General features: G+C 43.7%; 15 protein-coding genes. 13 read left to right on the forward strand and 2 right to left on the reverse strand.

All coding sequences use genetic code 11. The features are described 5' to 3' along the window. Positions 1–9 precede the first annotated feature (9 nt). The 7 genes from EIZ37_RS04865 (at position 10) to EIZ37_RS04895 (ending at position 9,334) form a co-directional block, all read left to right on the forward strand. Complete coding sequence (locus tag EIZ37_RS04865) at positions 10–801, forward strand: flagellar hook-basal body protein (RefSeq protein ID WP_134683447.1); 792 nt, start codon at positions 10–12, stop codon at positions 799–801. 27 nt (positions 802–828) lie between these two features. Then, positions 829–1,083, forward strand: a complete 255-nt coding sequence (locus tag EIZ37_RS04870; protein ID WP_134683448.1) for a DNA-directed RNA polymerase subunit beta — start codon at positions 829–831, stop codon at positions 1,081–1,083. 249 nt (positions 1,084–1,332) lie between these two features. Beyond that, complete coding sequence (pgsA, locus tag EIZ37_RS04875) at positions 1,333–1,857, forward strand: CDP-diacylglycerol--glycerol-3-phosphate 3-phosphatidyltransferase (RefSeq protein ID WP_134683449.1); 525 nt, start codon at positions 1,333–1,335, stop codon at positions 1,855–1,857. 158 nt (positions 1,858–2,015) lie between these two features. Next, positions 2,016–2,465, forward strand: a complete 450-nt coding sequence (fabZ, locus tag EIZ37_RS04880; protein WP_134683450.1) for a 3-hydroxyacyl-ACP dehydratase FabZ — start codon at positions 2,016–2,018, stop codon at positions 2,463–2,465. Between the two features lie 207 nt (positions 2,466–2,672). Continuing rightward, on the forward strand, positions 2,673–3,404 hold the full coding sequence (locus tag EIZ37_RS04885) for a WecB/TagA/CpsF family glycosyltransferase (RefSeq protein WP_134683451.1): 732 nt from the start codon (positions 2,673–2,675) through the stop codon (positions 3,402–3,404). A gap of 37 nt (positions 3,405–3,441) precedes the next feature. Next, positions 3,442–4,536 (forward strand): glycosyltransferase family 4 protein, encoded by a 1,095-nt coding sequence (locus EIZ37_RS04890; RefSeq protein ID WP_134683452.1) that lies wholly within the window; start codon positions 3,442–3,444, stop codon positions 4,534–4,536. Positions 4,537–4,711: 175 nt separating this feature from the next. Then, positions 4,712–9,334, forward strand: a complete 4,623-nt coding sequence (locus EIZ37_RS04895) for an S-layer homology domain-containing protein (protein ID WP_134683453.1) — start codon at positions 4,712–4,714, stop codon at positions 9,332–9,334. A gap of 28 nt (positions 9,335–9,362) precedes the next feature. On the opposite strand, the gene EIZ37_RS04900 is transcribed toward EIZ37_RS04895, so the two are convergent. Both EIZ37_RS04900 and EIZ37_RS04905 read right to left on the reverse strand, forming a co-directional pair. After that, a complete protein-coding gene (locus tag EIZ37_RS04900; protein ID WP_134683454.1) occupies positions 9,363–9,947 on the reverse strand; it encodes a hypothetical protein in 585 nt (194 codons plus the stop codon). Positions 9,948–10,172: 225 nt separating this feature from the next. Next, complete coding sequence (locus EIZ37_RS04905; protein ID WP_134683455.1) at positions 10,173–10,826, reverse strand: YigZ family protein; 654 nt, start codon at positions 10,824–10,826, stop codon at positions 10,173–10,175. Positions 10,827–11,080: 254 nt separating this feature from the next. On the opposite strand from EIZ37_RS04905, the gene EIZ37_RS04910 reads away from it, so the two are divergent. The 6 genes from EIZ37_RS04910 to EIZ37_RS04935 all read left to right on the forward strand — a co-directional run bounded on the left by EIZ37_RS04910 (position 11,081) and on the right by EIZ37_RS04935 (position 22,140). Then, positions 11,081–12,256: a TolC family protein gene (locus EIZ37_RS04910; RefSeq protein WP_134683456.1), complete on the forward strand. Its 1,176-nt coding sequence runs from the start codon at positions 11,081–11,083 to the stop codon at positions 12,254–12,256. Between the two features lie 344 nt (positions 12,257–12,600). After that, entirely contained in the window at positions 12,601–15,813 is a 3,213-nt protein-coding gene (locus EIZ37_RS04915) for an S-layer homology domain-containing protein (RefSeq protein WP_328591345.1), read from the forward strand. Positions 15,814–15,966: 153 nt separating this feature from the next. Continuing rightward, positions 15,967–18,213, forward strand: coding sequence for a SwmB domain-containing protein (locus tag EIZ37_RS04920; protein ID WP_134683457.1), 2,247 nt, complete (start codon positions 15,967–15,969; stop codon positions 18,211–18,213). 255 nt (positions 18,214–18,468) lie between these two features. After that, positions 18,469–19,158 (forward strand): tetratricopeptide repeat protein, encoded by a 690-nt coding sequence (locus EIZ37_RS04925; protein ID WP_167568668.1) that lies wholly within the window; start codon positions 18,469–18,471, stop codon positions 19,156–19,158. A 24-nt stretch (positions 19,159–19,182) separates the two neighbouring features. Further along, the gene (locus EIZ37_RS04930) at positions 19,183–21,288 is read left to right on the forward strand and encodes an O-antigen ligase family protein (RefSeq protein ID WP_134683459.1); all 2,106 of its coding nucleotides are present in this window, start codon (positions 19,183–19,185) and stop codon (positions 21,286–21,288) included. Between the two features lie 48 nt (positions 21,289–21,336). After that, a complete protein-coding gene (locus EIZ37_RS04935; RefSeq protein ID WP_167568670.1) occupies positions 21,337–22,140 on the forward strand; it encodes an ABC transporter permease in 804 nt (267 codons plus the stop codon). The last annotated feature ends 13 nt before the right edge of the window (positions 22,141–22,153 follow it).

The raw sequence follows: 22,153 nt of genomic DNA on the forward strand, positions 1-22,153 counted from the left end.
GTGGGTTGAATGCAGTCACTTAACATTTCTACAGCAGCGTTGCGCAGCGTTCAATACGCTCTGGATACCACGGCGAACAACCTGGCCAATGTGGATACGGTTGGCTATAAAAAGCGTGATGTTGCCTTTTCGGAGCTGCTGGCTGACAGTGTGGGCGAGCAGCCGGGTGCTGATACCCAGCGCACGTCTCCTCCGGGATTGCGCGTCGGCAGCGGCGTTAAAGTAGGCTTGACGAAGCTCAATCTGGCGCAGGGCAGCGTAAAGGTAACGGATGTGCCGACGGACTTGATGATTGAGGGCGAAGGATACTTCATGGTTGGGCGTAACATCAATCAGCCTGGAAATGAAAAAACCTTTTTGACGCGAAACGGTAACTTTCGAATCAGCCCGTCCTTGACGTACCCAGGTTCGTACAATCTGGTCACGGCGAATGGCGATGTTTTGCTGGACGAATCCGGTGTGGAGATCACGCTCGACAGCGCAGCTGCTTTCAAGATCGAACAGGATGGCACGATCTCTTCCAATGACACGGGAGGAAAGATTCCCGTCTGGAGAGTGGACAACCTGGACCAATACCAGCAGGTTGGGGCAAACGAGTTTGAAGTCTCGGCTCAGCAGAGAGCGCTATTGGCCACAGTCGAATCCCCTTTGCGTCAAGGTGCATTGGAAACCTCCAATGTGGATATGACCAAGGAGATGTCGCAATTGGTATTGATCCAGCGTGCGTACCAATTCAATGCCCGTGCAGTGAACATCAGCGATCAGATGATGGGGATCGCCACTTCACTGCGCAACCGCTAATTTTGGCAAGGTCGGAGGAAGCCTTTGATGGATCAGGTAAAAGGGCGTAACTACTCACGAGAAGCAGCAGACATGACTTCCGCGAAGCAAAAGCAGAAAAAGACGGGAAAGCCATGGGTGAACGTGCTGGTACGGATGTTGTTCGTTCCTTTCCTGCTTTTTATCGCGCTGGTGATCGGTCTGATAATCGGCTATAGCGTGATTGGCGATCAGCCCGTATCGCAGGTGTTTGATCTGGAAACGTACAAGCATATGTATGATTTGATCTTTGCTGGCACTTGATCGGACGATAGCCCCTCTTGGCAAAAGGAGGGGTCTTTTCTTTTGTGCTTGCATAAGCTTGCTGTATAAACATGGAAGATAGTATAATGAAAAAAGCGGTCTTTTTTGGTCGATAGGAATTGATTCCCATCGACATAAGAAAAACGAAGCTCCGCCAAAGACTTGGCGCAGTCAAGTTTTTCTAAGTGAGGGAGTGCCCGATTTCATGCACATGATGGTTTCTACGGCAAGTATACGGAGGGATATTCGATGAATGTTCCGAATGCATTAACGGTTCTTCGCATCGCACTCATCCCTACTTACTTATACATCTTTTTTGATCCGTTTCCGTACCATATTTCGATCGCGTATCTGATCTTGATACTGGCGGGACTGACGGATATTGTAGATGGATACATCGCGAGAAAATACAAGCTGGTCACGCCATTTGGCACCATGATGGATCCGTTGGCTGACAAGCTGATGATGATGGCTGTGATCGCGTCGCTATTCTTAACGGAGCGTATCAGCGTATGGGCGACGATCGTATTCTTTATGCGGGATTTGGCCATGATTGTTACATCGGCCTTTTACCATATCCGCGGGAAAAAGACTGTCCCGGCCAATGCATTTGGCAAGGTGACTACGGTCATGTTTTACATCGCGTTTACCCTGGTCATGTTCCAGTTCCCATATGGAGAGCCTGTCCTCTGGATGGTGATCGCCTTTTCGATCGTCACGAGCGCGGTCTATCTGATGAAGGTTCGACTGCTTAACAAGCTATATGTGAAGTAAAGCGAATTGTTGGGACAAGAGCACGTTCCCTGTGGGAAGTGCCCGTTTATCTGAAACCCGCTCTCCCGAGGAGAGAAGGAGTTGTCTATAGTCTAAATCCCCACCCGTTTGTTCATGCAAAGGGATGGCGTTCAATTGATGGAAATGGAGATGAGTATATGGAAATGACGACATTATTGGATATCAATCAAATACAGGCACTGATTCCGCACCGCTATCCTTTTTTGCTGGTCGATCGCATTGTCGAAATGGAAGTGGGGAAAAAAGCGGTAGGGATTAAGAATGTCACGATCAACGAACCGTTTTTCCAAGGTCATTTTCCTGGATATCCGGTCATGCCGGGAGTGTTGATTGTCGAGGCGTTGGCTCAAGTAGGCGCAGTGGCGATTCTGAGCGTGGAGGAAAATAAAGGGAAGATCGGTCTCTTGGCCGGTCTGGACGGCTTCCGTTTCAAGGAGCAGGTCAAGCCTGGCGACACGCTTGTGCTGGAAGTGGAATTGACCCGCGTGCGTGCATCGATCGGAAAAGGCCATGGGGTTGCAAAAGTGGATGGAAAAGTAGTGGCAGAAGGCGAATTGATGTTTGCCCTTTCCGACGCAAACGCATAGAATCCGGGTTCACCCATCGGCAGGATTGGCACGAACACAGTTCCAACCAGGTCATCCGTTTTGATGAAGACAAGTTTTGCTAATCCAAGAACAGCTAGGCACATGCATGATTTTTCTTGTATGTGCCTTTCTTTTCGGGTAGAATGGCTAATGATGCAACCTTTGCGGCCTGCATGACGTCTATGGAATAAATGAAGGTGAACGAAAGTGAATAACAGCGTCGCGCCGATTTTGGGAGTCAGGTTTTCTACCCGCAGCTTTCAAGAGACGGTAGCCGATCTAGTCAAACGGATTGAATCTGGTCAAATGACACATGTCGTTACAGCAAATCCGGAAATTGTCATGATTGCAAGAGAGCAAGAAAAGCTTCGAACGATATTGGAACGAGCCTACGTCGTACCGGATGGCATCGGCATTGTCTATGCGGCAAAATGGCTGCACCAGCCGATCCATGAGCGAATTACCGGGATCGAATTATTGGAAGCCTTGATGGAACAGGCAAACGAACGCAAGTGGAAAGTATATATGTTAGGTGCCTCGCCGGAGTCCAACCGCTCGGCTAGTGAGCGGCTGGCAGAGCGCTACCCGCAAGCGCAGATTGTAGGTGCACGCGACGGATATTTCCGTGCAGAAGATGAGCCTGAAATTGTCCGTGAGATCACCTCGCTGCAGCCGGATCTGTTGTTTGTCGCGATGGGCGCGCCGAGACAGGAAGAGTGGATTTCCAAGTACCGTGATCAGCTGCAGGTGCCGCTGGTGATGGGAGTGGGAGGCAGCTTCGATGTGATCGGCGGGCGGGTCAAGCGAGCGCCCGTGTTTTGGCAAAAGCTTCATCTGGAATGGTTTTACCGCCTGCTCAAGCAGCCTTCGAGATGGAGGAGACAGCTGGCGATTCCGCTATTTGTCCTGACTGTATGGCGTGAAAAATTGAAAATATAATTGTGTATGGTTTGTATAGAGGAGAGGGGAACTCTACATGTCCAATCTGGTATTTGGACTTTTGACATCGTTGATACTCGCATTCATCGCAACACCCTACGTGAAAAAGCTGGCCATCAAGATCGGTGCGGTGGATGCACCTGACCAGCGTAAAGTACACACGCGCATCATGCCGAGATTAGGCGGACTCGCCATTTACATCGGCTTTGTCATTTCGTTTTTCCTGTTTGTCCCGTTCACCAGCAAGAAGGAACTGCTGGGGATCCTGATCGGCGGCACCATCGTCATGATCACGGGCATGCTGGATGACAAGCTGCAGCTCTCGCCAAAATGGAAGCTGCTTGGCCAGCTGCTGGCGACGGCTGTCGTTGTAGTGCCATTTGGCTTGAAAATCGGTGTAGTGAAACTGCCGTATGACGGATTTATTGATTTTTCGACAGGCTGGCTGTTCTGGCTGGCGATTCCGATCACGATGATCTGGATCGTGGGCGTTACGAATGCCATCAACCTGATCGATGGCTTGGATGGATTGTCCGCAGGTGTGTCGGCGATTGCGACCGCTACCATGGCGGTTGTCGCAATCATGAAGCAGGACTGGGTGGTTGCCACTTACTGCTTCGTGCTGCTCGGCGCGATCCTGGGCTTCCTGTATTTTAACTTCCACCCGGCCCGCATTTTTATGGGGGATACCGGCTCGCTGTTCCTTGGATTCAACCTGGCAGCGCTGTCGATTATGGGCTTTAAAGAAGCGGTTTTCGTGTCGTTTATTATTCCCATCGTCGTGCTGGGCGTTCCGCTCTGGGATACTTTCTTCGCGATTATCCGCCGGATTGTCAACAAGAAGCCGATCTCCAGCCCGGATAAAGGCCACCTGCACCACTGCCTGCTCAACATGGGCTTGTCCCACCGCATGTCGGTGATCACGATTTATTTGATCAGCATCTTCTTCGGGACGATGGCGATCGTGCTGTCGCAAACCTCGGGTCTGTGGACGACCATTATCCTGATCGCGCTGATGCTGTTCGTGATTCATATGGCGAGCGAAGCGGTTGGCTTGGTAAGCCGCAGACACCGGCCGTTGATTAATGCGTATCGCAGGTTGAAAGTGATGGCGCAGCGGCGGAGTCATTGAGGTTATGAATGGAATATGAAAGAGCCTGTTTCCAGGCTCTTTTTTGTTTTGGGACTTTCTACATAATTCATTAAGGAAATTCCAGATACCCCTTAAGAATTGCTCGAATCTTGCCGATATATGAAGGACAAAGGAATAGCTAATAACGAAATTTTCAGGAGAGGTGAAAAAACACGTGCTAAAATCAAAAAAACAAGCAAGGCGTCTCCTTGCGGCATGGCTGACCATGATGCTACTAGTCACCGGTCTCCTTCCGATAGGGATAGTGTCTGCGGCTGGTACTTGGAGTGTAACAAATCCATCAAACTTAGTAGTCAACAATACCGGCACATCATCAGAAGTTAACGCTTTTGGTTCATCCGCCAATCCGGTTGAGACAAATGTCGCAGTGATCGGCAAGGTGGGGACAAATCCTGGAATTACACTGACGAACACTTCCAGTTCATACAATAACGTAGGAATTGACGTTGTTGTAAATGGGTCGAGCATTACCAATACAAACAAATTTTCTTCGGCTGGCATCGTTGAATTACCCAATATTCCGCTCAATGCGGATGGAACTGTTACAAAGGTGACTGTAAATCCAACCGGTTACCCCAGTGATAAAGTGGAGCTGTACTATAAATTTGTGCCAAGCTCCACAGGGGCGCTGACTTTTTCCACTGCCCCTAATCAAACAGCTACACTAACAGGTGATTCTCCTTCAGTTCCTATCTCGGCAACAAGTAGAACATTATCTGGATTGAAAATTAAATACAACAAGGCCACCGATCTGGTACCTTCTATTCAGGTTCGTGTGAATGGCTCGGTAGTTCAAACAATTAGTGGTACAAACGCGAAAACGGATAATACTGAAATGACATTATCCAATATTGACTTGGCAGCCGGATTGAACTCGATTCAGGTTTACGCACCGAATACGGGTGAAACAGATGTCATCTATTATCAATACTCAACAAACGATAGTCCAATTACCATTACTGGTTTTTCTGGACAAGGTACAACACCATATACACCGGTATTGTATGGAGAATCGAAAATTACGATCTCGGGTACTTTTGGTGGGGGAGTTGTAGGAAGCAATCTTCGCCTGAAGTTGATCACCAATAATGGTCAAACAGTTCAAGATTTGAGCAACACCGCACCTAGCGTAAATGGATCGAACTTTACGTTTACGGATGTTTCTCTACAACCGGGATTAAATCAGATTGCTTTTTATGAACGGGTAGGAAATGTTACTAAGGAACATATTCAATTTTATGTTCAATACAACAACACGCCATTGCTGAGCGACTTGGCGATTGATGATACTAAGCTGGTTGATTCAAGCTCCGAAGTCACTTATGTAACGGTTCCTTCAGCTAATCGTTTAACTCTGAATTTGAACGGTATGGCGAAAAATGCAGATTTAGTTGAAATTGAAAATATAACAATTAATGAAACGGTTAGTGCTGAAGTGTCCAGAACAGGTGCTTTTTCCGCCAATGTGCCAACTCAATTGGGGGAAAATACTTTGGCTTTCCGTGCTTTCAATAGCAATAAAGAAGTGGGTACAATCGTCCGCAAAGTGCTCGTCGCAACAAACTCGTCCGATAGTGCAAATCAGTTTTATCAAGCAAAGATTGCAAAATCTGGAGCAACAACAGGGACTAGCCTTGTACCGAATAGCACTATTACCTATGCGGCTCCAGCAACTTTAGATATGAATACGGATGCAGCTGTTGTTTCAGGTAAGGCGCTGATTCGCTTTGTGGATATTACGGATACTCAAGTATTTGATCAATTCCGGATGACTTTTACAGAAGTCGGAAATACGTCTAACACTTGGTCTATCTACTCGAAGGGGACCACTCCTGGTATCACATATACAGGCCCTACAAAGCCACAAGCAAACTTTACCGAATATGATTTAAAAGGGACCATTGATGCTGGAAAACTGAAGCATGGAAGCACCTATAAGGTCGCATTAAGTTATCAATACTTGACAAAGGCGTCCAATAATACGTTAACTTCTCCTTCAGGCTATATCGATATCAACAATTATGTTTATGAATTTAAGTATGAAGACAGCACAAAACCGCGTTTTGTATCTGTTATTAATAATGTAACCAAATTACCTCTTTCAACGGGGACCAACACAGTTGTAACTTCGCCGCTTGAACTACAATTCACCGTTGAAAACTTTATGTTGAACGCAAATAATATTTCGGCTTCCTTTAACAGCAGTACTTTGACCAAAGGAACCGATTACGTACTGAGTGATTTTGATACAGGTAACAAAACTTTTAAGCTTCAACTAAATAAGTTACCTGCTGGTGTAGGTACGCTGACAGTTACGTATGACAGTGATACGACAGATCCAGCGAATCCTACAGTTTCAGTAAGTTATACCCTTAACATTCAAATTACTCCGTATGTTCAACTTACCTATGTTGATACAACCGGACAAGTAAAAACGTTTGAAGATGGATACCTAATCCAAAATGACAATGATATTCGTAACTTGGATGGTAAGGTATACAACTATGTATTGACCACTTCAAATCTTGAAGCGAGTTTGAATGGTAATAAGATTAACCTTGCAGTAGGTGACATTGATACCTCCAAAGGTACTTTTACGATTGATAAGTCGAAGTTACCATACAAAAAAGGTAACAACGTATTGAAAATCAAGTTGACTGACGAACCACAAGTTACCTTTACCTACAACGTTTCCTACAATACATCTAAGACCCCTTCTGTCACCGACATCAAGCTCGAAGTCAGACAGAATGACAAGGATGTTGAAGTAACGAAAAAGGCGTCAGATACTGCGTATAAGACAGAATCATTCTATCTGAGTGAATTCTCCTTTAACGTAGAAGACGCAACACGCGTTTATATTGAAAAGAACGGTGAACGTATCAGCGATCATCGCTACGACAGCGGTGACTGGGAGATAGAGACTAGTCATCAGGATTACCAGACCGCTTACCAAGAAGCAGTGATCGATGAGGATTTGGAAACGTTCTTTGAAGATAACAACTTCGAAGGTAAGTCGAAAACATTATTCGAATCCAAAATGACCAGCTCCCAATACGGGAATTTGGTTGAGAAGATTCAAGACAATGTGACCGATGCTAAAGACCAAGAAGATCTTCTCGAATTATTCCCAATGACATTGCGCAAAGGTGGAAGAACAACTTACACAATCGTAGCCGAGGATGACAACGGTACTATCGTCCGTTACGATGTGTTGATCGACCAATCCAGCAACAGTTGGACTGTTCTTTCTCCGGTTAAGGAAAAAGAATCCGATCCTTATATCATTGTAAATAGCAACAGCGTTCCAATTAAAATTTTCGCGGAAAATGCAACAGCAGTGTTGTTTGGAAAAACGGAAGCAACAGTAACGAATACGGACTCGACGAAGCGTGACTTCTATTATGATAGTAAGCTTGGTAAAACAGTACCGGAAACGTATTATGTTTTTACGGCAAACGTGGCTCTCAAAAAAGGCTTAAACACAATCAAGTATACCGTTCAAGTGGGTGAAGCCACTTATAATGATGAGATCAAAATTTATAATGCGAACTCATCTGTAAACGGTGCCGAATACCGAGATACATTGGGTAAGAAATTGTCCTTCAGCGCATTTGAGAAGGCGTTGGAATTGAAGTTCCCAACAGGAACTGTCTTGCTCGCTCCGACTGATGAGCAGGCGACTGACGAAATTAGAAATCCAGGCGCAGACATTTTTGTAGATGTGCCGATCTACTTCGGTATCGCTGATCGTACGACTGGTGCTGTAACGATTGACGACGATGACCTCGAGAATCGTCTAACACTAGAATCGAATTTTAACTATGCGAGTCCACTGTACTACATCGACGCTGGGGATATTAACGCGCCATATGGCCGAGATCCATATGCGGAAGAAGGCGATGATGTAGAAACCTTCGAGAATCGTTGGGAAGACAATCTCGTACCAAGCAAGGCTGGTACACTTTCGATTAAATACGATACCTCGATTGTAAATGCAGCAAACAACATCTTGACCGTTTACTACCACGATGGTGATGAATGGCATAACCTTGGCGGTGTAGTGAACACCAGTAAAAAGGTTGTAACGGTTCCTTTCGAAGGCTTTGGTTTCTACATGGTAATGAAAACCCGTGAATCCTACGATGACGTGGTTAGCCATGACTATGCACGTGAAGACATGGAAACCTTGTATGCGAAAGGTATCATGCCAGCATACAGCGGAAGTACCTTTGGTGCTAACCGGGATATGACTCGCGGTGAATTTGCGACTATGCTTGTAAAAGCATTGGATCTTCCAATCAACGCTGGCCCATATCGTGACAGCAACCAACGTGATCCGTTAGAGCCTACTTTCTCTGATGTACGTCCATCCCGCGATACATGGGATTATCAGTACAAGTATATTGAAACAGCTGCACGTGCAGGAATTATTCGCGGTGCCGAACCAGGATACTTCAGACCGGATAATTCATTGACTCGTGAAGAAGCAGCTGTGATGATCGCCCGTGCACTCAATCTCAAGACAACGGGTTCCGTAGATGCTGCGAAAGCAAATCTGCTGAAACTGTTTACTGACGGGAAGGACGTTAACTACTATGCAGTAACTTCAGTACTGGCTGTAACCAAAGCGAAACTGATGAATGGTGAACCAAACGATGCCTCTGCAAAGAAACCAACCTACCGTTTCTTGCCTGGAAACAACTTGACGCGTGCAGAAATGGCAGTAATCACTGTTCGCGTTATGGTTCAACTGAAAAAACTTCCGAAACAATAAGCCTTATAATGAAAGAAGCTGAAGAGATTCAATCCTCTTCAGCTTCTTTTTCTTTATGAGCATGTAGCTGTTCCACACGTTCCCGCAGAAGAAACAACTCCTTTTCATTATCCCAGACCTTCTTGTCTAAAAACGAAGTGTGGCATCGATTACTATCTGAGATGGCCTTCAGCTCACTCAAATCGACTTCAATCCGTTCAAGTCGTCTGTGAACTTCCTGGAGGCCTGCATGGTTATCAGCAGCCATCGTGATCAACCTGGCACCCATTTCTTCTATACTATTTAATCTTCGCCCTTGGTTACTCCATTGCTTTTCCGTCTGTTCGAAGCGAGCGTCGATTTGCTCGAATCTAGAATCCATCTGTTCGAAGCGAACATCGATCTGCTCGAATCTAGACTCCATCTGTTCGAAGCGAGCATCGATCTGCTTGAACCTAAACTCCATCTGTTCGAAACGAGCGTCGATCTGCTCGAATCTAGACTCGATCTGAACAAATCGAGCCTCAATCCGCTGAAACCGCATTTCAATCCGCTCAAACTGCCTGTCATGTTCGTCCAGCTTCAATACAACCTTCTCAAGCAACCCATACACATCAGTAAGCGTCTTATCCACGAAATGGCCCCTTTCACTTTAGGATTCTGACTGCTCCCTTCATCGTAAAAGAAGACAATAGTCACAACAAGTTAAGTTTTTGATATGGCCAGGTCGCGTTTTCAGAAGAATAAACCATATGAAAATGAAGCTGTCGTCATAAATGATTACTTCTTTATATAGAAGAAAGCCAAAAAGGGCTAAATTCCTTTAGCCCAACCAAACAGTAAAGATTCAACTCATCCATTACTCCTCCGCACCAACCGCCTCAATCGGTACCTCCACATACACCTTCTCCCCACGCACGATCTCCGCCTGTCCATTCGTCAAATCCACAAAGTGAGCAACAAACGCATCTCCGTCTGCTTCAGGAATCAACACATGCACGGTCACCTTATCCGTATACACGGTATCCGCCACTCGCTGCCCGCCAATCCGCAGCTCATTCTCAACCTTACCCCACCAGGTATAGTCCACACTAACCGAGATCGTCTCATGCAAGATCTGTGCGACAATCCCGGCCCCTTGCAATGCGGCGACAGTCCCAGCCGTATAGGCCCGAACCAGTCCGCCAGCCCCCAGCTTGATCCCGCCAAAGTAACGGGTCACGACCACCACAGTATCCTTGCATTGATTCTTCTTGATACATTCCAAAATCGGCTTTCCGGCAGTTCCGCTTGGCTCCCCGTCATCACTGGACCGCTGGATCTGATCATTCTCCCCGATCACAAAAGCGGAGCAGTTGTGAGTAGCATCCCAGTGCTTTTTCTTGATCATCGCGATAAAGGCGACAGCCTCTTCCTCTGTCGTCACACGCTGTGCATATCCGATAAACCGTGAACGTTCAATCACGATCTCCTTCTCGCCATATCCTGCCACCGTTTTATATTGAGCTAACATCTCTGACTCACCTCATCCTTTCCTTATATATATTACACTTGTGCAATGTGAAATTTTTCCCGCAGTCCTTCGTATAAACAATGTACGGGAAAAAATCCGGAAAGACAATCACCTTCCTTAGAAGGAGGCGGATCTAAGTCGGGAGTCGGAAATAATGAAATTCAAAAGAAAAAATCCGATAACTATGATATAGTCATGTTGGAACTGTCTGGTTTTTTTCGCACACGAAATAATTGATAAAAGGAGCGGAGATCATGAAGAATTTCCCTTATTCCAAACAAAAATGGACAGCACTTGCCTTGAGCGCGATGGTGCTGGCTACAGCAGGTCAAGCATACGCTGCAGATAGCACGACTACACAGCCAGGACAAATTCAAGTAGCGCCAGCTAACACGCAAGACGCAACTGCAAAACAAGCCATTGCAAGCAAAAAGCTGACCTTAGAGGGAGCGGTAGCAATCGCACTGACATCCAACAGCGATTTGCAAAACGTTCGCCTGCAAGCGAAGACGTCCGATATCAATGCGACACGCATGTATACAAGCGCGAGAAAAATCAAGTCTGACATGATCGAGTCTCTGCAGACAGCTCAAAGCAAATACGAGTCAAAAGCACAAGCGGATTCCATTCGAAAACTGAATGGCCTCGAGGTGAAATCGGCTGAAAGCAAAACCAAGCTTGGTGCGCAAAATGTGTACTACGACTTTGTGCATGCCTTGGCAGACGTAGAATTGAAAAAACAAAGCTTGAAACGAGCAGAAACCCAATTGAAAGTGGCAAAAGCAGCGTTTGAAGTGGGAACAAAGGCAAAAACGGATATTTTGCAGACCGAGATGGGTGTAGCCGGTGCACAAGCAGCTCTCGCGGTAGCGGAAAACACATTGGAAACGGCGCGCATGAAGCTGAATGACTTCCTCGGAGTAGATTTGAGCACGAAATGGGAAGTAGACACGACCAACAAGCAGTTGGCAGCCCCTAAACTCTCCCTGCAGGAAGCGACAGAGCTGGCTTTGAAGCAGCGAGTGGAAATCACGAAAGCGGAAGAAGAAGTTCGCCTGGCGGAAGTGACTGTGGATGTAATTGCACAATACTCCGCACTGTCCACATACCAAGGGAAAATCGCCCGCAATGACGTAGAGCTGGCGAAGATCGCCGTGGATGATCAAAAACGTGTCATTACAATGGAAGTTGCAGAAGCGTACTACAATCTGAATGCAGCCAAGCTGAATGCCGAGTTCAAGGCAAAAGCAAAAGAGTCTGCAGCGGAAAGCTACAGACTGATCAACCTGCGTTTTGAAAACGGCTTGGCCACTACATTGGAAGTGATCCAGGCAGAAGAAGAGCTGGCCAGCCAAGAAAACGAATATGCAGAGGCACTGCGCAGCTACAACCTGGCTGTGGTGAATTTCGATACCGTACTGGGCAACTAAGCCATTTTTCCGCATGATTTTGGGCAACTTGGAAAAAGCTTAGCGATGACTTTCACGCATACAACCCCTATAATACAAATTGTGAGCGGGACACGAGCCCTTGAAAATACTGAGGCGAAGCCGTCCACAAAAGTTTTTTAAAAAAAGTTTTGAAGGCACCGCAACTTTTCTCTGGATGAAGCGTTTAATAGAATGTCACAGCAATAAGGGAATTGTGTAAAAAAGGTTCACGTATGCTAGGTTCTATGGTACACTAGTCATTGTGGCATTTTACACAATACGAAATGATCGAACTTTTACATTCGTAAATGAACCACGATCCTGCGAAAGGAGGTGAAACGCGCTTGCAGGATTCGGGCTTTAAAAAGAAAGATATAACTAGAAATAATATTCCCCAAGAACAATTTGTTTATACTAGAGGAGGAGAACAAAAGGTTATGAAAAAGGTTGTTAACAGCGTATTGGCAAGTGCACTGGCAGTTTCCCTTGTACCTGCAGTTGTAGGTGCGGAAGAAGCAGCAGCAACAACAACAGCTGCTCCAGCAATGGATCCAGCTCTTGAGAAAGTAGTAAAACGCCTCGAAGCATTGAAATTGGTTGCAGGTTATGGCAACGGCGACTACGGCGTAGAAAAAACAATCACTCGTGCTGAGTTCGCTACTTTGGTAGCTCGTGCACGCGGTTTGGAGCAAGGTGCTAAATTGGCAGTTTCCCAAGCTAACTTCACAGACGTTCACGCTTCTGACTGGTTCGCTGGTTTCGTGAACATCGCTTCCACTGAAGAGTTGGTTAAAGGTTACACTGACAACACTTTCAAACCACAAAACAACGTAACTTACGCTGAAGCGGTTGCTATGATCGTTCGCGCTCTGGGTTACGAGCCATCCGTTAAAGGTGTATGGCCAAACAACTACATCTCCAAAGCTTCCGAGTTGGGTATCGCGAAAACAATTGCAACTCCTAACAACGCAGCTACTCGTGGCGATGTATTCAAAATGCTCGACAACGCACTGAACATCGACTTGATGAAACAAGTTGAGTACGGTACTGACATCCGTTTCGATGTACAAGAAGACAAATCTCTTCTGACTGAGTACCTCGACGTGAAAGTATACGACATGGATTGGGCAGACAAACAAGAAGATAACTACAAAGATCTGCCATACGTTTCCAACACACCTGTAACTGGTTTGGGTTCTTTGAAAGCAAACGAAGTTACATTGGCTGACACTGGTAAAGGCGATCTGACTCCAAAAGGCACTTACAAAGTTGCTGACGGTGTAAACGTTAACGAATTCGCTGGTCAACACGTTCAAGTGTGGATCAAAGACGATGCTGACGACACTGTAGTATGGATGGAAGGCGCTGAAGATGAGGATGTAATCAACGACCTGTCTGATACATTCTACATCGACGGTAAAGTAACAAAAGACGGTTCTGATCTGGACGAAGACAACCTGAAAGATCTGGAACTGAAACTCGACAGCGGCAAAACTTACGATTTCTCTGAAGATGTAGTTGTAACTTACAACTTCAAACGTTACGGCACTGATGAGAAAGCTGTTAAAGGTCTCCAAGAAATCATCAAAATGGCTTATGACTATGCATTGAACGTGAAAGTTGTATTGGATGACCAAGGCAAAATCGCTTACATCCATGCAGTTGACCACGCTACTGCAGACCAACGTTCTTCCAAAGTGAAGTACGGTTCTGAAGTAATCGAAAAAATCAATGCTGAAAGCAAAAAAATCGAGAACATCGAAGGCGGTACTTTCACAGACCTGCGCGACAAAGAAGAAGGAGAAGACTTCCTGGTATTCTTGAACGGTGCGCCTGCTAAATTGGCTGACCTGAAACCAATGGACGTATACTCTGTATTCTACGCTGATGGCAACCGTGACCGTTACCTGGTAATGGCTTACCGCAATGTAGTAGAAGGTAAAGTAGACGACGTACAAGTTCGTTCCGCTTCTGACTTCCGCTTCAAAGTAGGCGATAAAGTATACCGTAGCCGTTCCGCTTCTTACTCCGAGAACGCGAACAAAGATGTAGATGAAACTATCACTCGCGACCAAGCTCTGGATCTCGACGGTGAAGAAGTGAAATTCTACCTGGGTGGAGATGGACGTATCCGTCACATCGAAACTAAAGACGATGTATCCGATCGTAAACAATACGCTCTGTTGACTCGTTCCGCAGTTCCTAACACTAACGACGAGTGGACTTTCAAAGTATTGACTGAGTCTAAAGCTAACAAAACAATCGAACTCGAAGCTGATGACATCAAAGGTCTCGAGGAAGATGAAATCGAAAGCGCTCTGTCTCTGGAAGATGGCAAACCAGTAGTTCTGGAAGTGAAAATGGACAAAGAAGGCGATGTTGAAGAAGTTGAATACATCGACCTCGAAGATACCGAAGAGTTCACTACTTTCGAATTGTCTGGCCAAGAGTGGGACGATGCAGCTGACGAAGACGATGAAACAGTGAAATACGATGGTACTACCTATGATGTAGAAGACGACACTGTAGTGTTCGACATGCACAAAGGTACAAAAGTTATCTCCAACGATCGTCTGGAAATCGAAGACGCTAAAGTTGGTAAATTCAGCTCCATCGCTGAAGACGATGACAAAACTGTTGTAACTGTTGTGAACGAAGACAAAGATGTTGAGTTCATGTTCATCACTGACGGTGAAGGTATCGAGTCCGACTGGCAGTATGGTATCGTTAAAGATCTGGGCACTCAAAACGGTGACAACGTAACTATGCTGATCCAAAAAGACGGCAAATTGGTTGAAGAAGACATCGTTCTCGACGATGACCTGGAAGATGCATTGGCTAAGTTCGACCGCGGCGATTTCATCTCCTACACTCTGAACGCAGATAACGAGTTGGAAATCGACAACGCTAACGTAGTAGTACACTACGATGGTGATGACCTCGGTGAAAACACTGTAGTTGATCTGGATGCTGATGGTGTAGACGAAATCCACGTTGTGAAAGTTGACGAAAACGACGATGAAGACATCAAAGGTACTGATGGCGAGAAATATCCATTGGGCTCCAAAGTTGTTTACATCGACGCTGACGGTGTAGCTGACAACGGCGGTATCGACGAAGGCGACTACGCAGTTCTGATCGATGGCGACGATGACGGTAACAAAATCGACTACGTTGTAATCGTTGGTTTCAAAGATGACATCAAAGAATACGACCTGGAAGATGCTTACGATGCTTGGTTGGAGAAATATGATGGCGGTACTACACCTCCAGACGAAGATGACTTCGACGCTGTAGCTGACGAAGTAACTGGTACAAAAGTTAACGTAATCGGTACTGTACTGTACAAACTGTCCGTTGACCTGAAAGTAGATGCTGACGAAGTTGAGTCTGCTGAACTCGAGTTCTCCAACGGTACTAAGAAAGATGTAACTATCGAAGGCAACAAATTGGTTTGGGAAGGTTCTTTGGACGCTGACCTGACTGAAGCAACTCTGACTGTAACTAGCAAAGATGGCGAAGAAGACGAAGCAGAAGTAACTTTCCAAGCTCGCTAATCGCTAACCTAGTAACTCCGATAGTATAACGGTTTAGGGGATCGAATATATGATGGATTCAGGGAGCTAGTCTCCCTGAATCCCTACATATAAAGCGACCTTGACCAACTAGTAAAGACAGATATTCCTATCTAATATTTGGAGGGGTAGTAAGTGAAAAACAAGAAGTTGGTACTTTCCGTACTCTCAACTGCTGTAGTTGCCAGCATGGCTTCCTCTGCATTCGCAGCTCCTAAAGCTGGTCTGTACTTCAACAACACTGGCAAATTCTACGAACTGATGAGCGTTCTTGATCTGAACGATTCTGCATTCGCTGAATTCAAAGCAGCGTTGACTAACACTAGCAACTGGGATGACATCGTATTCGTAAAAGATAACGGTCAAGGCGCTTTCATTGAAGAGATCTTGAACGAACAAAATCCTTGGGATGAAGCTCTGGTTCAGTCCGATTTCGTTGCTTCTTACAACGTGATTGGTGAAGATGGAAATCCTACTGGTACTTATAAACCAGAAGTTGGCACACCAGCAGGTGAACTGGTTCTGAACAGTGTAACTGCAGCTAACGCAAAAGACATCGTTGTTGACTTCGACGATGAGTTGGATGCTATCACAGCTGAAGATGAAGCTAACTACGTAATCAAAGTTAACAACGGTACTGCATTGGCAACTTCCGCTTATACAGTAACTGTTAACAAAGACGATGCTTCCAAAGCTACTATCGTATTGAACACTGCTCTGAAAACAGGAGACTATGTTTCTGTAACTGTTAAAAAGACAGTTCTGAACAAAGCTCTGGGCGCTCTGGCTGAAGATACTACAAAAACATTCTCTTATGTTGACACTACTGCACCTGCAGTGAAAAGCGTTGAAGTAAAAGGAAATGATTTGGTAGTTACTTTCGACGAGTACGTTGCTGGTATCGGCCTGATCACTATCGACAATAAATCCTTCAACGTACCAGCTCCTGGTTTGACTTTCCCAGGTCAAACATTTACTTTGACTGGTGCTGCAACAGGGTTGGCAGCTGGTTCTCACACTGTAGCATTTGCTAATGTTACTGACCTCGAACCAACTCCAAACAACGCTCCTTACCTGACAAAAGCATTTGACGTAACTGTTGATACTGCGGCTCCAACTGTGAGCAAGTTTGAAGCTACTGGTGAATACAAGTTCAAAGTTGTATTTGACAAAGAAGTAACTTCTCCAACAGTTGCTGTTAAGAAAAACGGTTATGCTTTGAACGCATCTATCGCTCCAGTTGACGGATCCGGTACTGACGATGAGTACGAAGTAACTGTTTCTGACAATGGTCAAGTAACTGTATACGGTGACAGCGAAACATCCGCAGCTCTTTCCGTAACTGTTTCTGGCTACAAAGCGTTGAACAACGATATGTATGGAAACCAATTCACCAATAATGTAACTCTTGCTAAAGATGGTGCTGCTCCAGCAGTAGTAACTCGTTTCAGCAAAGTTAACACTGTTTCTGGTGAAGAAGTATTCGATATCCAATTCTCCGAAGAATTGAATACAACTGTTGACGCTTCTAAAGTTATCTTGAAAGACAAAGATGGCGTACGTAAAGCTATCAACGTTGGCGGAGTATCTGTTGCAGCTGATGCAAACGGCAAAAACACTATTCTCCGTGTAGTTGCTGACTCTGTTCAAACTTCTAACTTGATCAATGCTGGTACTTACACAATTGATCTGGGTGCAGGTGCAGTAAAAGACTTGGCTGGTATCTCCAACGCAGCTACTTCTGTATCTATCACTAAGTCTGGCTCTACTGTAGGCGATATTGACCTGACTCAATCCGGCGACATCACTGTTGCAAGCAACGTGATCACTATCAATTTTGGTACTGACATGACTGCTGCAGCTACAACCCTGTCTAACTACAAACTTAACAATGCAGCTTTGAAAGCTAACGCTATCTACTTTGATGGTGGAAAAGACACTGTTAAGATTGAGTTGGAAGATGAGACAATCGCTTCTACTGGTAATGCATTGCTCACTATCTCTGACAATGTAGTAGCTGTTGATGGTAGCAAGCTGAGTGCAGCGAGCAAAAACATCGTTGTTGGTACATTTACTGACAACGTTGATCCAGTACTCGTTTCCGCTAAGAAAGAATCCTCCACTGCGTTGGTTCTGACATTCAGCGAGAACGTTACAGTTACTGATAACGCTGCTCACCGTGATGACTTTGTAGTAAAAGTAAACGGAACTGAGGTTGCTGCAACAGCGATCTCCGCTACTGATAACAAAGTAACTCTTACTCTGCCTGCTTACAACACAGCGCAAACTGTAACAGTTGCTACCTACAAAGAAAACATCGATACTGCTGATACTACTGGTAACAAAGTGAAAGTTAACACATCTGCTATCACTGCTAACTAATGTATCGCAATAACGCATCTTTGATTGAGTGTTACGAGTAATACTCATAAAAAAGATTGTAACAGATACAACCTTACTCCGACTTGGAGTAAGGTTGTTTTTTGCTATTTCGATGTACATAAAGATTCTACTCGTAATGTTTTTAGGTTAGACACATATGGAAATAAAATTGTAAGCGAAAAAAGGCGCAAACAAGAATTTATATGTTAAAATGATATGGTTGTATTTAAAGGTAAACTTTATAGGAGGATAATAATGAAATACCAACGCTTTATATATGCACTCGCATTTGTACTTCTATTCGCATATGGATGTAGTGAAGATAGCTCTAACACTACTACTAATACAAAGCCTTCTACTCAAGCTGAGGAACAACAAGCCAGCGTTAATGAAGATTATCAGAATGCAGTGGCTCTTTATGAATCGAATAATCTAGACGAGGCAATGAATATATTTGGAGAGTTGCTGAAATCAAACCCTAAAGATGGGCAGAATGACTTTTACATCGGTAACATCTATCGAAAGAAAAATGATATTGATAGTGCAATACGATTCTATCAATCCGCTATTCAAAAGACTCCTACATTAGTGGCGGCTTATAACAATCTTGCAGCTTTACAGATGGCAAAAGAGTCGTTTGATGAAGCACTGCAAACAGCAGATAAGGGTCTTGCTGTAGATTCGAATTTCACTGACTTAAAGTTTAAAAAAGGACAGATTCTTTTCGTCAAACAACAGTATAAAGAGTCGAATACAATGCTAACAGAAACAGCGAAAGACCCGGCCTTTTATGAATCATATCGTTTTATAGGATTGAATTACTTACAATTGAGTGATAAAGCACATGCCTTGGAGAATTTCCGCACCTATCTGAAACTGGCACCGGAAGGGAATCCATTTAAAGAACAAATTAAGCAAACTGTAACCGAATTAGAGAACAAGTAGTTTTGACATTCGGGGAGGATAATCATGACGCGTATGATGACCTGGATTACTGTATCGATTTTATCGGTTTTATTTCTTTATACTCCGTATCTACGGGGTTTATTTTTTGATAGTGATATGTATCTTACCGAAGTAATAGTAGCTTTGGTGTTTTTAGCTTGTGCAATATATCGTTATACGAAAAAAGAGCTTGTACAACACAACAGTAATATTTATTTGATTTTGTTTATCGTTCCATTCACATACATCATATCCCTTACACACTCAGAGACATTCAGTGGAGCAATAGAGAATGTACTCCGTTGGATAACGTACTCAGCTTTATTTCTAATGCTGTTATGGATGAGAAATAGTTCACTCGGGGATAAAGTAGTAGATAAACTTCTAGCTAATATGTTTCACCTTACTGGAACTTGGATAGCATTTTTCTCAGTTTTCGGTTCATGGGGTTGGTTTGAATTTAAAGATCTCTTACTAGACTATCGCTTGACGGGAACCTTCCAATACGCGAATACGTTTGCTGCAGTCATTTGTTCTTTTTGGTTATTCGCACTTTTCACATTAACTAATAAAAATTCACCTCTTTGGAGAATCGTCCTATTTAGCTTGCCATTGGTGGCGTATGGAATTGGGTTATTTTATTCCTATTCACGCGGTGTTTTTCTTGTTTTTCCTTTTGTATGGTTACTTGGACTGCTTATATTAAAAATAAGAGAACAACTGGCATATATTTTGTTTACGGCCGTATCTACAGTTGCAGCATTGTTTGTATTTAAACAAATGGTCAGCACTGCCGAGAGTGAAATACACGTTGGAGTCATTCCATTTTTCGTTACAACATTAATTACAATAATCGTTAACATTATTATTCATTTATTGATGAAAAGGGTTAATGGCAATAACGGGTTCATTAAACTTGAGGCTCGAAAATTAGTTAAATTTGTCTTGCCTGGTGTATTTATTGTTCTAGTTTTATTAATCATGCTAGATCTCAAATCACAGGGATTGATTTATCAGCAACTTCCTGAGAGCATGCAAGCAAGGGTATCTGATATTAGCCTAGAGACATCCAGTCTGCTAGGAAGAACCAATGTTTATGAGGATGCATTTAAAGTTGTATCAGACACACCACTTATCGGAATTGGCGGAGACGGATGGAAAGTCGCTTATACAAGATACCAGGAACTTCCTTATTTTAATAATGAAGTTCATAATGGCTATCTAGAAATTTTAGTGAGTACGGGCTGGTTTGGCCTGATTACGTTTGTATTAGTAATAGGAGGTCTCTTTTTACTAATTTATCGCCGATTGCAGATTACCGTACAGGAAGATGAACGTTTGACTATAAAAGCTGCAGTTGTTGCAGTACTAATGCTTTTCATTCATGGAGCAATCGACTTTGACTTTTCATACGGTACAGTTTGGTTCATGATAATCTGGCTACTGGCGCTTGCTGTTCCGACAGAACCAATATTGAAGAGGAAATGGCACCTTACGTCAATTATAGAGAAAGCCATATTAGGCGTCGTGACTGTATGCGTATTATTCTTCGGCATTTTTGCAGCTCGGTTCCTTTTGGCTGAGAAATCTGTATCTGCATTATCTAGTGAGATGTCGATTGAAGATGCTCAATCTGTTTTTGAAAGAGCTGTGTTTTTTTATCCCTATAAGGTGGAATACCATCAACAACTGGCCGATTTGTATTTAACTCGTTATCAAAATGAAAAGAATGATGATTGGAAAACAAAAGCAATTGAACAAATATCTGTTATAGAGGAGTTGGAACCGAATAACGCAAATGCACTTCTTGCCATTTCGAAAAAATTTCTTGTTTTAGGGGAATGGGATAAGTCATTTGAATATCTAGACAAGACATTAAAAAATGATCGTTTTTCGAGCCAGGCTTTTGATGTTCTAATACAGGTTAAGACACAGATTGCGATCCAATATAATCAGGCGGGTAATAAGGAAAAAGCAATTAAATATGCGAAGCAGGCTTTGGAACATTATAAACAATATGAATTACTTTTTGACCATTATAAAGAGCAAAGTATTCCAGATAAACGCAATCTTGAACTTAATGAGCAAACACATTTGTTTATTGAACAAGCAAAAACGATTATCGGATAATACACAAGAGAATGCCTTCAATTCATTTCCAACAATAAGGAGATTAAAGTGAAAACTAATCCTTTCCGATTACATTGGGTACACCGGGAATTGATTAATAATTTTTCTAAACGTGATATTGAAAGTAAATATAAAGGGTCTTTATTTGGCAAGAGTTGGATTCTATTTCATCATCTTTCGCTAATTGCGATATATACGTTTGTATTTTCGTTCATCCTAAAAACGAAGATAAGTACAAACCAAGGTGTAATTGGTACAGATTTCGCCCTGTGGTTATATTGTGGTTTATTGCCTTGGTTGGCACTAAATGAAACCATAACGACGTCAGTAAGAGACGTAATTTCAAAGGTGAATTACGTCAAAAAAATAGTATTCCCTCTGGAGATTTTTCCGATAGTAACTTCAATTGTTTCATTATTTAATATGCTAATTGGTTTGATAATGCTAATACTTGGTTTAGTTGTTTTGGGTAATGGCCTACATTGGAGTATAGTATATCTACCTTTGATATTGCCTGCCTTACATTTTTTGGGGAGTGGAATTGGCTTCATACTCTCCTCTCTTGGGGTTTATTTTCGTGATCTAGGTCAAATTATTGGACTCGTTTCAACAGTATGGCTTTACGCTACACCAGTTTTATACACCGAAGAAATGATTCCAGAAAAGTATATGTGGATATTTAATTTAAATCCATTAACAAAAGTCGTGACCTATTTCCGTGACACCCTTTTTTGGGGGAATAATCCTGATTTATTATTTTTATTAGAGTTTTCGCTTTTTAGTCTGGTTATATACTTTATAGGTTTTGTTATATTTCATAAGCTGAAAAAAGGCTTTGCAGACGTACTATAGTTGGAAAGGTACG

The sequence above is a fragment of the Brevibacillus migulae genome (genome assembly GCF_004521915.1).
Taxonomy (GTDB): domain Bacteria; phylum Bacillota; class Bacilli; order Brevibacillales; family Brevibacillaceae; genus Brevibacillus_F; species Brevibacillus_F migulae.

Bases quoted from the DNA above. Each gene is read 5' to 3' on its own strand.
- fabZ (WP_134683450.1), top strand. From the start codon at position 2,016: ATGGAAATGACGACATTATTGGATATCAATCAAATACAGGCACTGATT.
- EIZ37_RS04905 (WP_134683455.1), bottom strand. From the start codon at position 10,826: ATGTTAGCTCAATATAAAACGGTGGCAGGATATGGCGAGAAGGAGATC.
- pgsA (WP_134683449.1), top strand. From the start codon at position 1,333: ATGAATGTTCCGAATGCATTAACGGTTCTTCGCATCGCACTCATCCCT.
- EIZ37_RS04870 (WP_134683448.1), top strand. From the start codon at position 829: ATGGATCAGGTAAAAGGGCGTAACTACTCACGAGAAGCAGCAGACATG.
- EIZ37_RS04925 (WP_167568668.1), top strand. From the start codon at position 18,469: ATGAAATACCAACGCTTTATATATGCACTCGCATTTGTACTTCTATTC.
- EIZ37_RS04910 (WP_134683456.1), top strand. From the start codon at position 11,081: ATGAAGAATTTCCCTTATTCCAAACAAAAATGGACAGCACTTGCCTTG.
- EIZ37_RS04865 (WP_134683447.1), top strand. From the start codon at position 10: ATGCAGTCACTTAACATTTCTACAGCAGCGTTGCGCAGCGTTCAATAC.
- EIZ37_RS04930 (WP_134683459.1), top strand. From the start codon at position 19,183: ATGACGCGTATGATGACCTGGATTACTGTATCGATTTTATCGGTTTTA.
- EIZ37_RS04890 (WP_134683452.1), top strand. From the start codon at position 3,442: ATGTCCAATCTGGTATTTGGACTTTTGACATCGTTGATACTCGCATTC.